Below are 18,847 nucleotides of genomic sequence, written 5' to 3' on the forward strand. Positions count from 1 at the left end.
ACCGCACGGCGAATACCCATATCGAAAAAACGTCTATTGCCGCGGCTTCCCTCTTTATCCTAATGTGGAAGCCGTTTTTATATTTGTTCCAATGTTCCCGCCGTTTTCCCCGACGCAAAGGAACTCTCCATGGACAAACCCGGCACCGCCTTCCGCTGGTGGTTTTGCCTTCTCTGCGCCGCCATTGCCGCCGCCGCAGGATTTGCCGCTTCCGCCGCCTCTCCGGCGCTGATTCTCGCCGGAGCCGCCGCCTCCGGCGTGCTCGGCTTCCTCGCCGGGGCGGGCGCCGATGCCCGCGTCCGCGCCGCGGCGGCGATTCCGCCGCCGCCTCCGGTGGTGGAGACGCCCCCCCTCGCGGCGGAGGCCGCACCGCCTCCGGACGACGGCGCGGAGACCGAAGAGCGCCTGGCCAAGGCAGTGCACGCGGCGATCGAATCGCAAGAAGCGCTGACCGCGGTGGCGATGCTGCTGCTCTCGGTGGAGGAGGCGCGCGGCGCGGGGCAGGATATGGCGGCCTCCGCCGAGCAGCTCACGGCTTCGATCGGCGTCATCACCGAGAGCAGCGCCAGCGCCTCGGCACAGGCGGAGCGCACCCAGCACGCCGCCGAAACCGGCGCCGACGCGGCGGGGGGCACGGCGCGGGCGATGTCGCTGATCGAGCGGTCGGTCTCCACCGCCGCGGCGACGACGCAGCGCCTCGACCAGGCCTCGGAGGAGATCGGCGGCATCACCCGCGAGATCGAGGCGATCGCCGCGCAGACCAACCTGCTCGCCCTCAACGCCACGATCGAGGCGGCGCGCGCCGGAGAGGCGGGCAAGGGCTTCGCCGTGGTCGCGGGCGAGGTGAAGAACCTGGCGCAGCAGTCGGCCAAGGCGGCGGAGGATATCGCCGCGCGGATCACTCGCCTGCGCAGCGAAATGGGGGATATCTCCTCCGCGATGAGCAACGGCGCGGATGCCGTGCGCCAGGGCCGCGAGGCCGCCGACGGCCTGGAGACGGCGCTGGCCGACATTCTCGAACAGGCGCGCGCGGTGAACCGGCAGATGGGCGAGATCGCCCGCGTGCTCGACCACCAGAACGCCGTGGCCGAGGAGGTTTCGCGCAACTCCAGCCGCCTGGCCGGACTCTCGGAACGCAACCGCGGCGAAATCCTCCAGGTGCTCGACGCGGTGCAGCGCATCGGCGCAGGGCTGGAAACCAGCATCGCCTCCCTGGTGCGCGAAGGCAACGCCCGCGACCTGGTGGAACGCGCCCGGCTCGACCACGTCGTCTTCAAGAAGCGCCTCGTCGCCGCCCTGGTCGGGCGCGAGACCATCGTCCCCGGCACGCTCGCCGACCATCACGCCTGCCGCCTCGGCAAGTGGTACGACGCCTGCAACGCCGGGCAGATTCGTGCGCTCCCCGCCTTTGCCGCCCTGGAGGAACCGCACCGCGCGGTGCACGCGGCGGGGCGCCGCATGCTCGCGGCGATCTCAGCGCACGACCGCGAGGCCGCGCTCGCCGCGCTCGCCGACCTGGAAAAAGCCTCGGATCGGGTGCTCCGCCTGCTCACCGAGGTGCGGCAGGGCATCGCCGCCTGAGATCAAAACTGCGAACGCAGTTTTCCATTCCGCAACGGCAACGAAAAAGGCCGCGGCGTACGCCGCGGCCTTTGCAGCTGCCCTTCCCCCGTCAGGCGCTGCGGATGCGGCCGAGAAACTGCTCGACGATGCCGTTGAGCTGTTCGGCGCGGGCCGAGACCTCATCCGCCGCGACCAGCACGTCCTTGGAGACGCGGCCGGTCTGCTCGGCGACGACGCTGAAGGTCTCGATGCCGCTGGTGACCTCGGAGGTGCCGTTGGAGGCCTCCTGCACGTTGCGGGCGATCTCCTGCGTCGCGGCGCCCTGCTCCTCCACCGAGGCGGCGATGGTCGAGGCGATGCTGTCCAGTTCCTCGATGATCTGGGCGATGCCCGCAATGGCGTCCACCGCCTCCAGGGTTTCCGCCTGGATGGCGCGGATGCGCTCGCCGATTTCCTCCGTCGCCTTGGAGGTCTGGGTGGCCAGGTCCTTGACCTCGCCCGCGACCACGGCGAAGCCCTTGCCCGCATCTCCGGCGCGCGCCGCCTCGATCGTGGCGTTGAGCGCCAAGAGGTTGGTCTGCGCCGCGATGCCGTTGATCAGTTCGACCACGGTGCCGATCTCTTCCGCCGTGGCGTTGAGCGCCGTCACCTTGGCCTGGATGTCGCCGGCGCGCAGGCTCGCCTGGCGCGCCACGTCGGAGGAGTGCGTCACCTGACGCGCGATCTCGGCGATGGAGTTGTAGAGTTCCTCCGAGGCGGCGGCGACGTTCTGCACGTTCTGCGAGGCCTGACTGGCCGCGCCCGCCACCAACGACGCCTGCTCCGAGGTCTGGCTGGCCGCCCCGGACATGGTGCTGGAGCTGGCCTTCATCCCCTCCGCAGCCTCGCCGACCGCCTGCACCACCGCGACGATTTCCTGCTCCAGGCTGTCGGCCAACTCGTGCAGCACGCGGCGGCGCTCCCGCTCCAGCTCCGCCTTCACCTTGGCGTCGCGCTCGTGCACCGCGAGCAGGTTGGTCTGGAACACCTTGAGCGCCCGCGCCATGGCGCCCACCTCGTCCTTGCGCTCGGTCTCCGTGACTTCGAGTTCGAGGTCGCCTTCCGCCAGCCGGGTGGTGGTCTCGGTGACGCGCTTCACCGGGCCGACGATGCCGCGCCCGACGACCCACGCGATCGCCAGCCCCATCAGCAGGGCGACGCCGGTGGACCAGCTCATCACGTGCATGCTCTTGCCCGCCGCATCCTGCGAGGCCGCATCGATGCGGTCGAGATCCGCCTTCTGCGCGGCGACCGCCGCGGACATCACCTTCTGCGCCTCGCGGATTTCCGTCGGCACCTGCTTGGTGGAGATCTCGTTGATCTCGGTGGCGATGTCGGCCGCGGTGGCGAAGCTCTGGCGATAGACGTCATAGAAGGATTCGAGCTTCTTTTCCTGCTCGGGGTAGCGGCCCCTGGTCTGCGCCTTGAACAGATTGATCGAACTGCCGAGGGTGACGAGCGCCTTGTCGGCGCTGGTGCGCGCCCACTGCGCCGGGGTGGCGAGGAACTCGCCGATGCGGATTTCCGCGGTCATCAGGTCGCTCAGGGCGGTCGTCGCCACCGCCTCGCCGACCGCATCGTTGAGGTCGGTGGCGTTCTGGCCGACCTGATTGAGAATCAGGTGCAGGCCGCGCACCGCGCGCTTGATGCCGGAACTCATCGCGACGTTGTATTTGCCGAACAGTTCCTCGGCGCGCGCCACCTTGCCGCCCAGCACCTCGATGTGCTTGCCCACCTCGCCGCCCGCCGCGGCGAGGCCCGCATCCTTGCTGGATTGCAGTCCCGAGGCGCCGTCTTTCGCCGCATTCAAGCTCTTGTTCACCTCGTCGAGAACGAACAGGCTGCCGTGCTGCAGGTAGACCGTCATCACCGCCTGAAAGCTCAGGATATCGCGCTCCAGGGTCGAGATGCTCTCCATGCGCCGGCTTGCCTGCGAAATCTGCATCATGTTGCCGGTGACCGAGGACAGCGAAGTGAGGCCGGCCCCCGCGACCACCATCAAGAGCACCAGAATCGGTGCAAAACCGAGATAAATCCGCCCCCCGATGCCGGAAATCGGCAAACCCGCGGCCTTCGGACGCTTGGACATGGCGTTCCCCCTACCGGTTTTTCGCTTGGCTTGGTCCGGACTGCCGTCCCTGGGGCCGGCAGTCCGGAAACGATGTCCTGCGGGCTGCTATTTGTAGGCGCCGACCAGGAGAACCACGTCGCCGACCTTCTCGACATAGCTCACCTTGTCCATCGGCTGCTTGGTCACCGGGTTCGGGAAGCGATAGTTGACCACGCCCTTGCCCTTGGTGGAGGCGAGTTCCATCATCTCGTCGCCGTAGGGCTTGCCGTCCACGTCGGTGGAACCGTAAAGGGACTTGCCCACCGCCTTCGGGTTCACATGCGCCAGACGCACGCCGTCGGACATCCGCGACATGCTGACGTAAAGGTCGCGGTCGCGGAACCCGCCCTTCGGGTCCATGAAGGCCGCCGCGGCCTTTTCCACGCCGTTCGCCTTCACGTAGGCGACCGCCTTGTCGAGCATCGCCTGGGCTTCCGCCGGGCTGGCGAAATCGGCCGCCTGGGCCGGAGCGGTCAGGCCGACGCCGAGAACCATGGCCAGCGCGACGAAAACTCCCCGAATGATATTTTTCATGATGTCTCCCCTGATTTCCTGAGTGACGTAACGCGAACTCCTGCGGCGAAGAAAACCCTGGAGCCGTTTTAAATAATCGTCCCCCCTCCAGGTTCTTTCATTGTTTTCATGAAAACAACCTGCAGGCTTCGGTGTAACGCCCAAAACGACTTCCCCAGATTTTGAGCATCGCCCCGAAGTAGAATAGCCTCCTACACGGCAAGCGGGAAGCACAGAATGAACACGACTGTACGCACCCCGACCGGATCGGCGGCCGGGGCGTTTCTGTGGGCGTATTTTTCCTAACCGCGCAAGCGCGCCGCCAGTTCCTGCCGCGGCATCGGGCGCGCGAAGAGGAAGCCCTGCATCGCGTCCGCGCCGTAGGTGCGGCAAATCCCCGCCTGCTCCGGGCGCTCCACGCCCTCGACGATGACGCGGAAGCCCATGGCGCGCGCCATGTGGATCAGCGCTTCGAGCAAACGCTTGTCCTTTTCCCCTTCCGGCACCTGGGAGAGGAACGACTTGTCCACCTTGAGCGTCGAGATCGGCAGACGCTTGAGGTAGCTGAGCGAGGAATATCCGGTGCCGAAATCGTCGAGCACGATATCGACGCCGAGCGCCGCGATCTCCTCGAGGGTTTGCATGCTGCTGTCGATATCGGCGATCAGGGTGCTCTCGGTGATTTCCAGCTCCAGGCGTTCGGGCGGCAGGCCGGAACGGTCGAGCGCGCCGCGCACCGCATCCACCAGGCCGCTCGCCCGCAATTGCCGCGCCGACAGGTTGACCGCGACGCGGAACAACGGCGTGCCGCAGTCCAGGCCGCCCCCGGCGGCGTCGGCGCAGGCGGCCTCCAGCACCCAGAGGCCGAGCTGCTCGATCAGGCCGGTGTCCTCCGCCACGTCGAGAAACTCGCCGGGGCAGAGCAGACCGCGCTCCGGATGGCGCCAGCGCACCAGCGCCTCGGCGCCGCAGATGCTGCCGTCCAGGACGTCTATCTGCGGCTGATAGAACACCTCGAACTCGCTGCGGGCGAGCGCGCTGCGCAGGTCCCGCTCGGTCTGCACGCGCCGCATCACCTGGCGGTGCAGATCCTCGGAGAAGTAGTGCGCCTGGTTGCGTCCGTCGCGCTTCGCCCGGTACATCGCGAGGTCGGCGCATTTGAACAGCTCGTCGGCGTCGGAGGTATTGTCGGGGGAAATCGCGATGCCGATGCTGACGGTGGCGGGCAGCGCCGCGCCGTTGATCTCCACCGGCGCCGACATCGCCGCAAGAAGGCGCTGCGACAACAGATGGATGCTGTCGTCGTGGCCGACCTGGAAGGCGAGGATGGCGAACTCGTCGCCGCCGAGGCGGCAGAGGATGTCGCCCTCGCGGGTGACCTCGGCCAGCCGCTGGGCGACGGCGCGCAGCAACTGGTCGCCGACGTCGTGGCCGTGGCTGTCGTTGATCAGCTTGAAGTTGTCGATGTCGAGCAGCAGGAGGGCGAGATTGAGGCCGTAGCGCCGCGTCCGCGGAATCGCCGCGCGCAGGCTCTGGTCGAAGAAATAACGGTTGGCCAGCCCGGTGAGCGGGTCCTGCTCGGCGAGTTCGCGCAGGCGCTCGTGGCTTTCCACCAGGGCGAGTTCGATGCGGTGGCGCATCCGCGCGTGGGTGACCGCGCGCTGCAGGTGCCGGGGGGAAACCTCCTGCTTCAACAGGAAGTCCTGAGCCCCCGCCTCGATGCACTGGGTGGCGAGGTCGTCGTTGTCCATGCCGGTGAGCATCAGGATCGCGGTGGAGCCGAGGCGGCGCGAGTTCATCCGCCGCAGCACCTCGAGGCCGTCCATGTCCGGCAGGCGATAGTCCAGAAGCACCGCGTCGAAGCTGCCGTGGGCGAAGGTCTGTAGCGCCTCGTCGGCGGTCGCCGCCTCGGTGACGACGTGCGGGCAGCTCCACTGCCGCAGGGCGCGCAGGATCGCCTTGCGGTCGATCTCGTCGTCGTCCACCAGAAGCAGCCGCATCGCATCGGGCGCATCGGACTGCAGGTTCGCTCCGGATTCAGACACGGCGTTGCACTCCGGCCAGCCGCGCGGGCAGTTCGACCACCTGCCAGTAGGCGTCGAGCAGTTCGACGAGATCGTTGAAGCAGTTGCCGATCTCGCTTTTCACGATGTAGCCCGCAACGTGCGCGCGATAGGCCGCGGCCATGTCCTCGTCGGACTTCGAAGTGGTGAGCACGAACACCACGGCGTCGGAGAGGTCCGGGTCGGCGCGCAGGGTCCGGATGAACTCCAGCCCGCCCATGCGCGGCATGTTGAGGTCGAGGAGGATGAGGAAGGGCCGCTCCACCTTGTCGCCGCGCAGAAATTCCAGCGCCTCGATGCCGTCGCGGGCGCGGATCAACGGGTTGGCGATGCGCCGCTTCTTCAGGGCGCGCTCCACGCCCATGGCGTCCACGTCGTCGTCCTCGACCAGCAGCAGGGTGACCACTTTGGCATCAGGCGGCGTTTCGGGCATCGAGAGTCTCCCTCAATTTAGATTCATCGGGCCAGGTGAAGATGAAGCGGCTGCCGCTTTCGCCATCGGAGTCCAGGCGCACCGTGCCGCCGTAGAGTTCGACGATCTTGCGCACCAGGGCGAGGCCCATGCCGCTGCCCTCCACCTCGTCGCGCGGGCGCAGGGTCTGGAACAGGCCGAAGACGCGCTCGTGGTATTCCGGCGGAATGCCCGGCCCGTCGTCGGCCACGGTGAAGACGTAGACGCCGCTCTCGTGCCGCGCCGAAACCGCGATCGTGCCTTCGTCGCGGACGCGGTGCTTGATGGCGTTGCCGATGAGGTTGCGCAGCACCAGGGTAAGCGGCGTGACCAGGGTGGAGAACACCGGCAGGTCCTCGCCGAGTTCGAGGCGGAAGCCGACGGGCGGCGCCAGCAGGTCGAAGAGGTCGCGGCAGAGCTCCGTCACGTCCACCGCAACGATGTCGCCCTCGATGCGCCCGACCCGCGAATAGGCGAGCAGGTCGTCGAGCAGCCCCTCCATGCGGGAGATGCGGCTTTGCATCATCCGCAGATGCTCGGCGACCTCGTCCGGCAGGCCGTCCGGCATGTCCTCGACGATCCATTGCGCAAGCTGGCTGATGCCGCGCAAGGGCGAGCGCAGGTCGTGGGAGGCGACATAGGCGAAGGTGGCGAGTTCCTTGTTGCTGCGTTCCAGTTCGTCGCGGCGGCGGCGCAGCTGCCGCTCCTGGCGCTTGCGCTGGGTGATGTCGGTGATGGTGAAGCTGACGCGCTCGGACGCGCCCTCCTGCGCCAGGGGCGCGCCGTTGATCAGCACGTTGATGATGTGGCCGTCCTTGTGGCGCCAACGCGTCTCCAGCGAGGAGAAGCCGACCTCCGCAAGCTGCGCCGTGGATTCCCGCCCGGCGTGCTCGAATTCCGCCGCAGTGGCATAGAGCATCTGCGTGGTCTGGCCGATCAGTTCGTCGTGGAGATAGCCGGTGAGCGTGCACAGGCTCTCGTTGATCTCGACGAAGCGGCGCTTCTCGACGATGCCGATGCCGATCGGCGCGGCGCGGAAGATCGAGGCGAGCCGTGCCTCGTGCGCCAGCGCCGCGGCGCGCGCCCGCAGCACCTTGTCGCGCTGGCCGCTCACCGCCTCGTTCCATGCCACCAGGGTCACCGCCACCACCGCCACGCCCGCGGCGAGCAGCGCCCACACCCCCAGCAGCGCCTCGCGGCGCTGCGCCGCCAGCGCCTCCATGGAATCGACCTTGGAGATCAGCACCCAGGCGGTGCCCGGCACCGGCATGCCCACCGCGAGCACCGGCTCGCCGCGATAGTCCGGGCCGCTCAGCACGTCGGCCTCCCCCCTCAGGGCGCGCGCCGCCGGCAGGTGAGGGTCGTCCGCGGGATGCCGGAAGGTGAGCGGCGCATCGTCGCGGTGGCGCAGCGGGGTGAGAAACACCACGTCGCCGCCGTCTTTCCGCGCCAGCAGCGTCTCGGCGGTGCGGCTGGCCATCGGCCAGCGCCGCAGCAGCGGATAAAGGTAATTGTCGGGGTCGATCTCCAGCACCAGCGCCAGACCGGCGGCGCGCAGCCCCTCCTCCGCATCGTAGGCGAAGAGCGGCACCGCCACGTCGATCACCGGACGGCCCGCGGCCGAGAGATTGAAATCGCCGAAGGCGGGCGCGCCGGTCGCACGCGCGCGGGAAAGCGTTTTCACGGTGCCCGCGTCCTCGGCGCCGGAGGACTGCGGCTTGATGCCGACGATCAACCGGTTTCCGCCATCGACCAGGCGGATGTCGTTGTACTGATAGGCTTCCTGCACCAGGAGCAGGCGTTCCTGCACCGCGGCCAGGGGGCCGTCGCTCCAGGTCGCATGAGCTTGCGGCTCGGTCATCGCCCACACCCGCATCACCCGGTTGATCGTCGGGTTGGAGGCCAGAACCTGGGCGTCGGACAGGCGGTTGCGCAACCATTCGTGGATTTCCACCACCTTGAGCACGGCGATGGCGCGCAGGTTGTCCTCCGCCTCGCGGCGTGCGCGGGTTTCCTGCTCCTGTAAATACCGCCAGCCGCCGAACCCGATGAGAATCAGGACCAGCACCAAGGCGAAAATCCACAGACGCGGCAGGCTTCGCATGAGACTTGCTTTTCCCTCTTCCGGTCCGGAGAAGGGCGGACCGGCCCAGGCGATGACGCCGCATGCCGCACACCGGGAACGTCCCTCACGTTCTTCCCGCGAATGGATATGCAACGTAAGGTTAACATGGGCATGCCGGACATGGAAACAACGGAGGCCCGCGAGAATCGCCGCAAAACGAAAACGGCGGGCCGAAGCCCGCCGTTTTCTTGCCGTCGCGTCCGGACGAAACGCCTAGAAGGCCGGCGCCACCGCGCCCTTGAAGGTCTTGAGGATGAAGTCGCGCACCGGTGCGGTCTGATAGGTGGAGACGATCGCCTTCACCCAGGCGGCGTCCTTGTTCCTGGCGTGCACCACGAAGATGTTGGCGTACGGGCTGTCCGCCGCCTCGATCGCCAGGGCGTCCCTGGTCGGCACCAGGTTCGCCTCCAGCGCGTAGTTGGTGTTGATCGCCGCGATGGTGACGTCGGGCAGCGAGCGCGGCAGTTGCGCCGCGTCCAGCTCGACGAAGCGGAGCTTCTTCGGGTTCCCGGCGATGTCCACCACTCCGGCGGTGAGCGCGGCGCCGGGCGCGAGCTTGATCAGCCCGCGCTTCTGCAACAGCAGCAGCGCCCGCCCGCCGTTGGTCGGATCGTTGGGGATGGCCACCCGGTCGCCCGCCTTCAGTTCGGCAAGCGACTTGATCTTCGTCGAGTAGACTCCCATCGGCTCGACGAAGTTGGTGCCGACCGAAACCAGCTTGTAGCCGCGGTCCTTCACCTGGTTGTCGAGATAGGGCTGGTGCTGGAAGGCATTCATGTCGAGATCGCCGCTGTCCACCGCCTGGTTCGGCAGCACGTAGTCGGAGAAGGACACGATCTTGATGTCGATGCCCTTCTTGGCCAGCAGCGGCTTGACGAACTCCATGGTGCGCTCGTGCGTGCCCGGGGTGACGCCGACGGTGTAGGTGCGCGCCGCGGCGTCCGCGGGCGCAAGCGCGGGCAGCGCCAGAAGCGCCCCGGCCAGGGCGATGGCGAAACGGTTCATCGGGTTTGTCCTCCGTGCTTGCGTTTTCTCATGCCCCGGTCAGAACGCGGGCAGGATCGCGCCCTTGCCGGTTTCGAGAATGAACTGGCGCACCGGCTCGGACTGGTAGGCCGAGACGTAGGCCTTGACCCACGCGGCGTCCTTATCCGCGGCGCGGATGGCGAAGATGTTGGCGTACGGGCTGTCCGCGCCCTCGCGGGCGATGGAATCCTTCGCCGGGTTCATCCCCGCGGAGACCGCGTAGTTGGTGTTGATCGCCGCCACCGTGACGTCGGGCAGGGAGCGCGGCAACTGCGCCGCATCCAGCTCGACGAGCTTGATGTGCTTGGGGTTTTCCCGGACGTCGATGACGCTGGGGATCGCGCCCGGGGCGGTCTTGACCTTAAGTATCCCGAACTTCTGCAACAGCAGCAGGGCGCGCCCGCCGTTGCTCGGGTCGTTGGGGATGGCGATCTTGTCGCCGTCCTTCAGCTCCGCCATCGTCTTGATCTTCTGCGAATAGAAGCCCATCGGCGCGATGAAGTTGGTGCCCGCCGAGATCAGCTTGAGGCCGCGGTCCTTCACCTGCGTGTCCAGGTACGGCTTGTGCTGGAAGATGTTGATGTCGATGTCGCCGTCGGCGAGCGCCTGGTTGGGCAGCACGTAGTCGGAGAAGGTGGTGATCTTCACCGCATAGCCCTTCTTCTCCACCAGGGGCTTGACGAACTCCGCCACCTGCTCGTGGATGCCCGGGGTGACGCCGACCCGGATGGTCTTCACCTCAGCGGCGTCCGCCGCGGCGGACAGGCCCGCCGCCGCAAGGGCCGCACACAGCACCTTCACCATCGTTTTCATCATCTTCGCCTTCTTTGCTGCCGTCGGTTAGAACGCGGGCACGATGCTGCCCTTGAAGGTGGTCAGAATGAACTGGCGCACCGGCTCGGAATTATAGGCCGCGACGAACGCCTTCGCCCAGGGGGCATCCTTGTTGTCGGCGCGCACCGCGATGACGCAGGCGTACGGGCTTTCCGCGTTCTCGACGATCAGCGCATCCCGGGTCGGCACCAGGCCCGCCTGGATCGCATAGTTGGTGTTGACCGCGGCGGCGGCGAGGTCCGGGATGGCGCGCGGCAGTTGCGCCGCATCGAGCTCCACGAACTTCAGGCCCTTGGGGTTGCCGATGATATCGGGCACCCCGGCGCGCAGCCCCGCCTTGGGGTTGAGCTTGATCAGGCCCGCACGCTGCATCAGCAAGAGCGCGCGGCCGCCGTTGGTGGGGTCGTTGGGCAGGCCGATGCGGTCCCCGGCCTTGAGACCGGCGAACGACTTCACCTTGTCGGAGTAGATGCCCATGGGCAGGATGATCGACTTGCCGATGGTCGCCAGCTTGTAGCCGCGGTCCTTGATCTGGTTGTCGAGGTAGGGCTGGTGCTGGAAGGAATTGAGGTCGAGGTCGCCGTCGTTGAGCGCCTGGTTGGGCAGCACGTAGTCGGAGAAGCCCACCACCTCGATATCGATTCCCTTCTTCGCCAGCTCGCCCTTGACGAACTCGGCGACCTGCTCGTGCGGTCCTTGGGTGACGCCGACCTTATAGGCCTTGGCGGCGGCGGGGGCTGCGGCAACGGCGATGCCGAAGGCGGCGGCGAGCGCGCTGCGCAGGAAACTCGACAGGGTCATGGAACGGGCTCCTCTCGGGGGCGGAAGGGCGCGGGGTCACCGCACGCGCTTGTTGAGGCGGCGGGCGAGACGGTCGCCCGCGGTTTGGATGAGTTGCACCACGGCGATCAGCACCACCACCACCGAGGCCATCACGTCGGGGCGGAAGCGCTGGTAGCCGTAGCGGATGCCGAGGTCGCCCAGGCCGCCGCCGCCGACCGCGCCGACCATCGCCGAATAGCCGATGAGCAGCACCGTGGTCAGCGTCAGGCCGAGCACGATGGCGGGCAGCGCCTCGGGCAGCAGCACCTTGAAGACGATCTGCAGGGGCTTCGCCCCCATCGCCTGCGCCGCCTCGATGAGCCCGGCATCGACGCCGCGCACCGCGCCCTCGATGATCCGCGCGATGAAGGGCGTGGCCGCCACGGTCAAGGGCACGATCGCCGCGCTGGTGCCGATCGAGGTGCCCGCCACCAGGCGGGTGAACGGGATGATCGCCACCGCGAGGATGATGAAGGGGATGGAGCGGGTGGCGTTGACCAGCGCGCCGACGACGCGGTTGAACGCCGGCAGGGGGAACAGCTCGCCGCGCCCGGAGGTGGCGAGCAGCACGCCGAGCGGCGCGCCGAGCAGGGTGCCGATGGACAGGGCGGCCAGCACCATGTAGGCGGTCTCGAACCCCGCGTCAGCCAGCAGGGACAGCATTTGGATCGACATGGCCGATCACCTCCGCGTTCAGGTTGCGGGACCGGACGAAGGCGATGGCCTTCTCGGCCTCCGCCAGACCGCCCTTCGCCTCGACGAACAGGATGCCGAACGGGCGGTTCTGGATGTAGTCCACCTGCCCGGCGAGAATGTTGAAATCGATCCCCGCGATGCGGGACAACTGGCTGATGATCGGGTCGTAGGCGTTGGGGCCGGTGAACACGATCTTCACCACCGGGTTCTCGCCCGCGCCCGCCGGGCCTTCGTTGATGATGCGGCGCAGCGATTTCGGCAGCGCCGCCTCGATCTCGCCCGCGATCAGCGCCTGGGTGGTCGGATGCTGCGGCTTGACGAACACGTCGAAGACGTTGCCCTGCTCGACGATCATGCCGTCGTCGATCACCGCGACGCGGTCGCAGAGTTCGCGCACCACGCTCATCTCGTGGGTGATCACCATCATGGTGAGCTTGAGGCGGCGGTTGATGTCGCGCAGAAGGTCGAGAATCTGCTGCGTCGTCTCCGGGTCGAGCGCCGAGGTCACCTCGTCGCAGAGCAGCACCTTGGGCTCCGCCACCAGGGCGCGGGCGATGCCGACGCGCTGCTTCTGCCCGCCGGAAAGCTCCGCCGGGTAGCGGTCCGACTTGTCGGAAAGGCCGACGATGTCGAGGAGCGGCGCGACGCGGGCGGCGATCTCCGCCTTCGGAATCCCGGCCAGCTCCAGCGGCAGCGCCACGTTGCCGTAGACGGTGCGCGAGGACAGCAGGTTGAAGTGCTGGAACACCATGCCGGTGCGCCGCCGGAAAGCGGTGAGATCGGCGCTGGAAAGCTGCGCGATGTCCACGCCATCGACGACGACGCGGCCGCCGGTCGCCTCTTCCAGCCGGTTGACGGTGCGGATCAGCGTGCTCTTGCCCGCCCCCGACCGTCCGATGATGCCGAAGATCTCGCCCTTGCCGATTTCCAGATCGACGCCCCTCAAGGCATGGTGCGCGGGCTTGCCGTGCGCCGCCGGGTAGACCTTCTCCAAACCTTCCAAACGGATCATTTCAACGCCTTGGACACGAAAAAACCGCCGCAGCCTGAGGCCGGGCGGATACTGTCCCGACGCTTTAGCTGCATTTATACCGCGCCCGCAAGCTGATCGCTCAAATCGGCGCGACTGGAAGTCATAAAACCACTCGCTCTTCGTGTCAAAGAATTTTTATATACATTTTTAAAATGTTATAAACCGGCCGCCGCGGCTTTTCCATTCCTCTGGATTTCCCGTTGCGTTTCAAGCCATTGCAGGCTTCCCTCGGACGCCGCAATACGGCGCGAAAGCGCCGCCACGCCGCACGAATCAACGCTTTTGGCGGGCTCTGCAAGAATTTCCACAAAAAACCGCCGCCGCCGCGCGCCGGTCGAAGTCCGCTTGTAGAAACAGGCGGAAAAACATTTCGCCGATGTGATTTTCCTCGCCCCGGCTTCGCCGATTCGCCGGTGCGCGCCGCGCCGCGCCGCCGGAGAAGCCCGCGCCCCCACCCCACCCGGCGGCCGGAAGCAAAGCGCAGCGCGGCTCTCCACCCGGCGAGTCGATTTCCCACCCGAACGGGTTGAACCTGCCCGGCCGTCGGAGGCATACTCTCGGCCTCTAGTCTGGTATCCCCCCTCGCCGCCACGCCGGAACTCAGTCTCCACGACGGGACGGCCCGGGTATTTTACCCCAAAGGCCGTCTCCCGGCTTTTGGAGATTTTCGTTTCACGCCTACGGAAATTTCCGCACGATTATAATCGGCGCTCCGTTTCGGCGCTCCCCCGGCCCCCGCAGACGGCCGTTTCCGCCTGCTTCGGCCTGTCCGAAAGAAACTATCGCCGCGCGCCGCTCCCCCGGTTTCCCGCGGCACCCTGTAGCAGAGGTCATTCTCCCATGAGTCTCGAAAGCAATATCCCCGCGCTGTTCAACCCCCAGACAGTCGCCGTGATCGGCGCCTCCGCCTCTCCCGGCAAAGTGGGATACTCGGTGGTCGCCAACATGCTGGATGCCGGCTTCCAAGGCACCCTGATCCCGGTCAACCCGACGCGGGACGAAATCCTCGGCCTGCCCACCGTCAAAACCATCGAAGCTTTGCCCGAGGGCCTGGACCTCGCGGTGATCGTACTGCCGGTGGCGGGCGTGGTGCCCGCCATGGAGGCGCTGGCGCGCCGCAAGGCACGCGCCGCCATCGTCATCACCGCGGGCTTCAAGGAGGTCGGCGGCGACGGCGCGGCGCTGGAGCGCCGCCTGATCGAAATCTGCGAGGCCAACGACATCGCCATGGTCGGCCCCAACTGCCTCGGCCTGATCAGCACCGGCGGCAAGGTCAACGCCTCGTTCGCCGCGGGCAATGCGCTCACCGGCACCATCGCCTGCTTCTCGCAGTCGGGCGCTCTGTGCACCGCGATCCTCGACTGGGCGCAGGGCGAAAACGTCGGCTTCTCGAAGTTCGTCTCGCTCGGCAACAAGGCGGTGATCAACGAAGCCGACATGCTCGATTCCCTCTCCGACGATCCGGAGACCTCGGTGATCGTCGGCTACCTGGAGAACGTCGAGGACGGCCCGCACTTCATGAAGAAGGCCCCCGAGGTGACGCGCAAGAAGCCGGTGATCATCATCAAGTCCGGCACCACCGCCGCGGGCGCCAAGGCCGCCTCCTCCCACACCGGGGCGATCGCGGGCGACGACGCCGCCTACACCGCCGCCTTCCGCAAGACCGGGGTGGTCCGCGCCGAGAACATGGCGGAACTCTTCGACTACGCCCAGGCGTTCTCCACCCAGCCGCTGCCCAAGGGGCCGGGGCTCGCGATCATCACCAACTCCGGCGGGCCGGGCGCCATGGCCGCCGACGCCACCGAGAAGTCCAGCCTCGAAGTGGCGCAGGTAATGCCGGAGACCGCGGCGAAGCTGAAGGCGGTGCTGCCCGCCTTCGCCTCGGTGGCCAACCCGATCGACATCATCGGCGACGCCCCGGCGGAACGCTACCGCAAGACCCTGGAGATCGTCGCCGCCGACCCCAACGTGCACATCGTCCTGGTGCTGCTGTCGCCCACCGCCTCGGCGGAGATCGACGAGACCGCCAAGGCGGTGATCGACGTCGCGAGGACGAGCGACAAGCCGTTCTTCGTCAACTTCATGGGCGGCCTGCGCATCAAGACCGGCCAGGTCCTGCTGCGCGAGGCGGGGATTCCCTTCTCGGTCTACCTCGAACCGCTGATCGCCTGCGCCGAGGCGATGTACGGCCACTACCTGTGGACCACCGCCGCGCCCGCGGCCTATCCGGACGTGGCGCGCAACCAGGCGGCGGCGCGCAAGGTGATCGCCGAGGCCCGCTCCACCGGCGCCACCGAGATCGTCGAGTTCCAGGCGCAGTCGGTGCTCTCCGCCTACGGCCTGCCGACGCCGCAGACCGCGCTCACCACCACCGCCAAGGAGGCGGCGGCGGCGGCCACCAAGATCGGCTTCCCGGTGGTGCTGAAGATCGCCTCGCCGCAGATCTCGCACAAGTCCGACGTCGGCGGCGTCAAGGTCGGCCTCGCCAGCGCGGACGAAGTGGCGGCCGCCTTCACCGCGATCACCGCGCAGGCGGCGCGGATGCGCCCCGACGCCAAGATCGCCGGCTGCCTGGTGCAGGAGATGGCCCCCAAGGGCTGCAAGGAGCTGATCATCGGCTTCAAGCGCGACCCGCGGTTCGGGCCGCTGCTGATGTTCGGCCTAGGCGGCATCTACGTGGAGATCCTCAAGGACATCTCCTTCCGCCTCGCGCCGGTGACGCGCGCGGAGGCGCGGGCGATGATCGGCGAGATCAAGTCCTACAAGCTGCTCGCCGGGGCGCGCGGCGAGAAGCCGGTGAACCTTCAGGCGCTCGAGGATATCCTGGTCGCGATGTCGCAGATGGCGATGGACTTCCCGGAAATCGTCGAGGCGGACTTCAACCCGGTTCTGGTCAACGCCGAAAAGGCGATCGTCGCCGACGTGCGGCTGGCGCTCTCCGAATAGGGCGGGCGGCCTGACCTAACGCGGGGTGCCGTCCGGCTGCGGACGGCACCCTTTTTCGTCTTCGAGGGTGAGAATCACCGGGGCGTCCCTCGGCGCCTCGCGCGGCAGGAAGGCGCGGATCGGGCGGCATTTGTCGCCCGGCAGGCACAGCCGCATCGGTTTGGCATAGGCGCTGTCCGGCATCACCAGGCGGGTCTGCGGCCGCACCTTCGGCACATAGACGAACCAGCCGTCCTTCAGCACCGCGTCCTTCGGCGGCTCCATGCCCGCGCCGGTGCCCTTGATCCGCGCCTCGACGATGCGCATCGTCTTGGTGTGGACGCGCCAGGTCTCGCGCCACTCCACATGCTCGATGGAATGTTCCCAGGAAAGCGTGAAGCGCGGCGCGTAGATGGCGACGGAGAAGCTCCCCGCCGCCACGCACAGCAATGCCGGAACCACCCCCCTACTCCGCCACCGGCCCCAGCCGCTTGCGGCGCAGCCACAGGTGCACGCCGAAGGCGATGCTGAGGCCGAAACCGAGCTGGTCGGTCAGCGGCAGCGCCGCGACCAGGCAGAACGCCGCGGCGGTCGCCCACAGGCGCTCCCACCAGGCGAGGCGCGCATCCCAGAAGCCGACGCTGGCGACGCCCCACAGGCCGATCGCCACCAGGGCCTTGACGAACACGTAGCCCACTGCGGGAACGTAACCGATCGCCTGGGCCAGCGGCCCGCCGTCCTGCAGCATCAGGGCCGGGGCATAGACCGCCATATAGGGGGTGATGAACCCGGCGATGGCGATGCGCATGCATTGGCCGCCGATGGCCAGCCCCGAAGCGCGCGCGATCGGCGCGGCGGCGAAGGCGGCGAGCGCCACCGGCGGCGTCAGGTCCGCCATGATGCCGAAGTAGAAGACGAACATGTGGCTGACGATCAGCGGCACGCCGAGGCCGAGAAGCGCCGGGCCGACCAGCGAACTGGTGATGATGTAGTTGGGGATGGTGGGCACGCCCATGCCGAGGATCAGGCAGGTGATCATGGTGAGCAGCAGGCTGAGGAAGAGGCTGTGCTCGCCCACCGTGACGATGGCGCGGGCGAAGTTGGTGGCTACGCCGGTCAGCGTCATGGTGCCGACGATGATGCCGACGAGGGCGCAGGCCATGCCCACCGGCACCGCGTTGCGCGCGCCTTCCACCAGGGCGTCGATGATCACCCACAGGGTCTTCTTGCCGTCGCGCAGGATCATCAGGGCGACGGCGAGCACGGCGAGGATGGCGAAGATGATGTCCACGCCGTAGCGGAAGAACGACCCTCCGGCGGCGCCCAGCAGCAGCCAGAAGGCGACGCGGAAGGCGAACGGCCCGATCCGCGCGGCCAGGGGCAGGCCCATCAGCAGCGCGCCGGTCATGGTCAGCGCCATGGTGCCGGAGAAGAGCGGCGTATAGCCCCGGAACAGCAGGTAGATCAGGATGGCGAGCGGCAGCACCAGGTACCAGCCCTTGCGCAGGGCGCGCCGCCAGTCGGGCAGGTCTTCGTAGGGCAGGCCCTTGAGGCCGAGCCGCCAGGCCTCGAGATGCACCATCCAGAAGGCCGCGGCGAAATAGAGAAAGGCGGGAATCGCCGCCGCCTTGACGATCTCGGCATAGGAAACGCCCAGCGTCTCCGCCATGATGAAGGCGACCGCGCCCATCACCGGCGGCATGATCTGGCCGCCCATGCTGGCGGTGGCGACGACGCCGCCGGAAAACGCCGGGGTGAAGCCGATCTTCTTCATGATCGGGATGGTCACCGGGCCGGTGGTCACCACGTTGGCGACGCCGGAGCCGTTGACCGTGCCCATCAGCGCCGAGGAGACCACCGCCACCTTGGCCGGGCCGCCGCGGGTATGGCCGAACATGCCGATCGCCACGTCGGCGAACAGCTTGATGATGCCGGCGCGCTCGAGGAAGCTCGAAAACACGATGAACAGGAAGATGTAGGTGGCCGACACATAGGTGGGCGTGCCGTAGATGCCCTCCATGCCCATGGCGAACTGATCGACCACCTGGTCGAAGCCGAAGCCGCGGTGGCCCAATGCGCCGGGCAGGTGCTGGCCGAGCAGGCAATAGAGGAAGAAGGCCATGCAGATCGAGGGCAACGCGAGGCCCATGATGCGGCGCGACCCCTCGAACACCAGAAACAGCGCGATCGAACCGATGACGATGTCGGCGAGGGAGGGATCGCCGGCGCGCAGGATGAGGTCGCCCTCGAACACCCACTGGTAGAGCCCGGTGGCGAAGGCGGCGACGCCGAAAGCCCAGTCGGCGGTGCGCCGCCACCACCGGCGCCCCGATTTGGCCGAAGAGAAACCGAAGACCATCAGCAGCAGGAAGCCGACGTGGATGGCGCGCAGCACCACGGAGGAGAGCGGCGCATAGGCGGCGATGTAGACCTGCCAGCAGGAGAAGGTCAACGCGATGGCGAACATCGCCTTGCCGATCCCGGTCTTGCGGTCCGGCATGGGGTTGTGGTGGCTGCTATCCTGGGCGATGTCGGAGAGGTTCGGGGCGACGGCTTCGGCGGGGGTGGACATGTGCACCTCTTGAGCGGAGTTCACGCGCCCGCCCGGGAAAAACCGCCCCGGACGGGCAAATCAGGCGTGTCGGGA

14 protein-coding genes and 1 riboswitch are annotated in these 18,847 nt (G+C 67.6%); of the genes, 2 read left to right on the top strand and 12 right to left on the bottom strand.

The window, feature by feature from the left end; all coding sequences use genetic code 11:
- Window positions 1-129 precede the first annotated feature (129 nt).
- Window positions 130-1,581 carry a methyl-accepting chemotaxis protein gene (locus O7R11_RS08500; RefSeq protein WP_337997075.1) on the top strand — a complete coding sequence of 484 codons (1,452 nt, stop codon included), beginning with the start codon at window positions 130-132 and terminating at the stop codon, window positions 1,579-1,581.
- Window positions 1,582-1,672: 91 nt separating this feature from the next.
- Here O7R11_RS08500 and O7R11_RS08505 read toward each other — a convergent pair whose 3' ends face one another.
- From O7R11_RS08505 to O7R11_RS08550, 10 genes are all read right to left on the bottom strand, one after another.
- Window positions 1,673-3,691, bottom strand: a complete 2,019-nt coding sequence (locus tag O7R11_RS08505; RefSeq protein WP_337997076.1) for a methyl-accepting chemotaxis protein — start codon at window positions 3,689-3,691, stop codon at window positions 1,673-1,675.
- Between the two features lie 87 nt (window positions 3,692-3,778).
- Window positions 3,779-4,246 (bottom strand): cache domain-containing protein, encoded by a 468-nt coding sequence (locus tag O7R11_RS08510; protein WP_337997077.1) that lies wholly within the window; start codon window positions 4,244-4,246, stop codon window positions 3,779-3,781.
- Window positions 4,247-4,527: 281 nt separating this feature from the next.
- Window positions 4,528-6,270, bottom strand: a complete 1,743-nt coding sequence (locus O7R11_RS08515) for a putative bifunctional diguanylate cyclase/phosphodiesterase (RefSeq protein ID WP_337997078.1) — start codon at window positions 6,268-6,270, stop codon at window positions 4,528-4,530.
- The gene (locus O7R11_RS08520; RefSeq protein ID WP_337997079.1) at window positions 6,263-6,721 is read right to left on the bottom strand and encodes a response regulator; all 459 of its coding nucleotides are present in this window, start codon (window positions 6,719-6,721) and stop codon (window positions 6,263-6,265) included. Before O7R11_RS08520 ends, O7R11_RS08515 begins: the two co-directional genes overlap by 8 nt.
- On the bottom strand, window positions 6,702-8,843 hold the full coding sequence (locus tag O7R11_RS08525) for a sensor histidine kinase (RefSeq protein WP_337997080.1): 2,142 nt from the start codon (window positions 8,841-8,843) through the stop codon (window positions 6,702-6,704). Before O7R11_RS08525 ends, O7R11_RS08520 begins: the two co-directional genes overlap by 20 nt.
- A 234-nt stretch (window positions 8,844-9,077) precedes the next feature.
- Complete coding sequence (locus O7R11_RS08530) at window positions 9,078-9,869, bottom strand: MetQ/NlpA family ABC transporter substrate-binding protein (protein WP_337997081.1); 792 nt, start codon at window positions 9,867-9,869, stop codon at window positions 9,078-9,080.
- Between the two features lie 39 nt (window positions 9,870-9,908).
- Complete coding sequence (locus O7R11_RS08535; RefSeq protein WP_337997082.1) at window positions 9,909-10,706, bottom strand: MetQ/NlpA family ABC transporter substrate-binding protein; 798 nt, start codon at window positions 10,704-10,706, stop codon at window positions 9,909-9,911.
- 24 nt (window positions 10,707-10,730) lie between these two features.
- A complete protein-coding gene (locus O7R11_RS08540; RefSeq protein ID WP_337997083.1) occupies window positions 10,731-11,525 on the bottom strand; it encodes a MetQ/NlpA family ABC transporter substrate-binding protein in 795 nt (264 codons plus the stop codon).
- Window positions 11,526-11,561: 36 nt separating this feature from the next.
- Entirely contained in the window at window positions 11,562-12,221 is a 660-nt protein-coding gene (locus tag O7R11_RS08545; protein WP_337997084.1) for a methionine ABC transporter permease, read from the bottom strand.
- A complete protein-coding gene (locus O7R11_RS08550; RefSeq protein WP_337997085.1) occupies window positions 12,190-13,254 on the bottom strand; it encodes a methionine ABC transporter ATP-binding protein in 1,065 nt (354 codons plus the stop codon). The genes O7R11_RS08545 and O7R11_RS08550 overlap by 32 nt, the downstream gene beginning before the upstream one ends.
- Before the next feature lie 44 nt (window positions 13,255-13,298).
- Window positions 13,299-13,376, bottom strand: a riboswitch (SAM riboswitch).
- Window positions 13,377-14,115: 739 nt separating this feature from the next.
- Between O7R11_RS08550 and O7R11_RS08555 the strand changes: the two genes are divergently transcribed.
- The gene (locus tag O7R11_RS08555; protein WP_337997086.1) at window positions 14,116-16,221 is read left to right on the top strand and encodes an acetate--CoA ligase family protein; all 2,106 of its coding nucleotides are present in this window, start codon (window positions 14,116-14,118) and stop codon (window positions 16,219-16,221) included.
- Between the two features lie 15 nt (window positions 16,222-16,236).
- On the opposite strand, the gene O7R11_RS08560 is transcribed toward O7R11_RS08555, so the two are convergent.
- Both O7R11_RS08560 and O7R11_RS08565 read right to left on the bottom strand, forming a co-directional pair.
- On the bottom strand, window positions 16,237-16,662 hold the full coding sequence (locus O7R11_RS08560; protein WP_337997087.1) for a DUF1850 domain-containing protein: 426 nt from the start codon (window positions 16,660-16,662) through the stop codon (window positions 16,237-16,239).
- A 4-nt stretch (window positions 16,663-16,666) separates the two neighbouring features.
- The gene (locus tag O7R11_RS08565) at window positions 16,667-18,772 is read right to left on the bottom strand and encodes a TRAP transporter permease (protein WP_337997088.1); all 2,106 of its coding nucleotides are present in this window, start codon (window positions 18,770-18,772) and stop codon (window positions 16,667-16,669) included.
- Window positions 18,773-18,847 lie beyond the last annotated feature (75 nt).

Origin of the sequence: Oleispirillum naphthae, from assembly GCA_027864655.1 — a bacterium.
Taxonomy (GTDB): domain Bacteria; phylum Pseudomonadota; class Alphaproteobacteria; order Rhodospirillales; family Rhodospirillaceae; genus Oleispirillum; species Oleispirillum naphthae.

Excerpts from the sequence above, each read along its gene's own strand:
- O7R11_RS08500 (WP_337997075.1), top strand. The coding sequence starts at position 130 with ATGGACAAACCCGGCACCGCCTTCCGCTGGTGGTTTTGCCTTCTCTGC.
- O7R11_RS08505 (WP_337997076.1), bottom strand. The coding sequence starts at position 3,691 with ATGTCCAAGCGTCCGAAGGCCGCGGGTTTGCCGATTTCCGGCATCGGG.
- O7R11_RS08510 (WP_337997077.1), bottom strand. The coding sequence starts at position 4,246 with ATGAAAAATATCATTCGGGGAGTTTTCGTCGCGCTGGCCATGGTTCTC.
- O7R11_RS08520 (WP_337997079.1), bottom strand. The coding sequence starts at position 6,721 with ATGCCCGAAACGCCGCCTGATGCCAAAGTGGTCACCCTGCTGCTGGTC.
- O7R11_RS08525 (WP_337997080.1), bottom strand. The coding sequence starts at position 8,843 with ATGCGAAGCCTGCCGCGTCTGTGGATTTTCGCCTTGGTGCTGGTCCTG.
- O7R11_RS08530 (WP_337997081.1), bottom strand. The coding sequence starts at position 9,869 with ATGAACCGTTTCGCCATCGCCCTGGCCGGGGCGCTTCTGGCGCTGCCC.
- O7R11_RS08535 (WP_337997082.1), bottom strand. The coding sequence starts at position 10,706 with ATGATGAAAACGATGGTGAAGGTGCTGTGTGCGGCCCTTGCGGCGGCG.
- O7R11_RS08540 (WP_337997083.1), bottom strand. The coding sequence starts at position 11,525 with ATGACCCTGTCGAGTTTCCTGCGCAGCGCGCTCGCCGCCGCCTTCGGC.
- O7R11_RS08545 (WP_337997084.1), bottom strand. The coding sequence starts at position 12,221 with ATGTCGATCCAAATGCTGTCCCTGCTGGCTGACGCGGGGTTCGAGACC.
- O7R11_RS08550 (WP_337997085.1), bottom strand. The coding sequence starts at position 13,254 with ATGATCCGTTTGGAAGGTTTGGAGAAGGTCTACCCGGCGGCGCACGGC.
- O7R11_RS08555 (WP_337997086.1), top strand. The coding sequence starts at position 14,116 with ATGAGTCTCGAAAGCAATATCCCCGCGCTGTTCAACCCCCAGACAGTC.
- O7R11_RS08565 (WP_337997088.1), bottom strand. The coding sequence starts at position 18,772 with ATGTCCACCCCCGCCGAAGCCGTCGCCCCGAACCTCTCCGACATCGCC.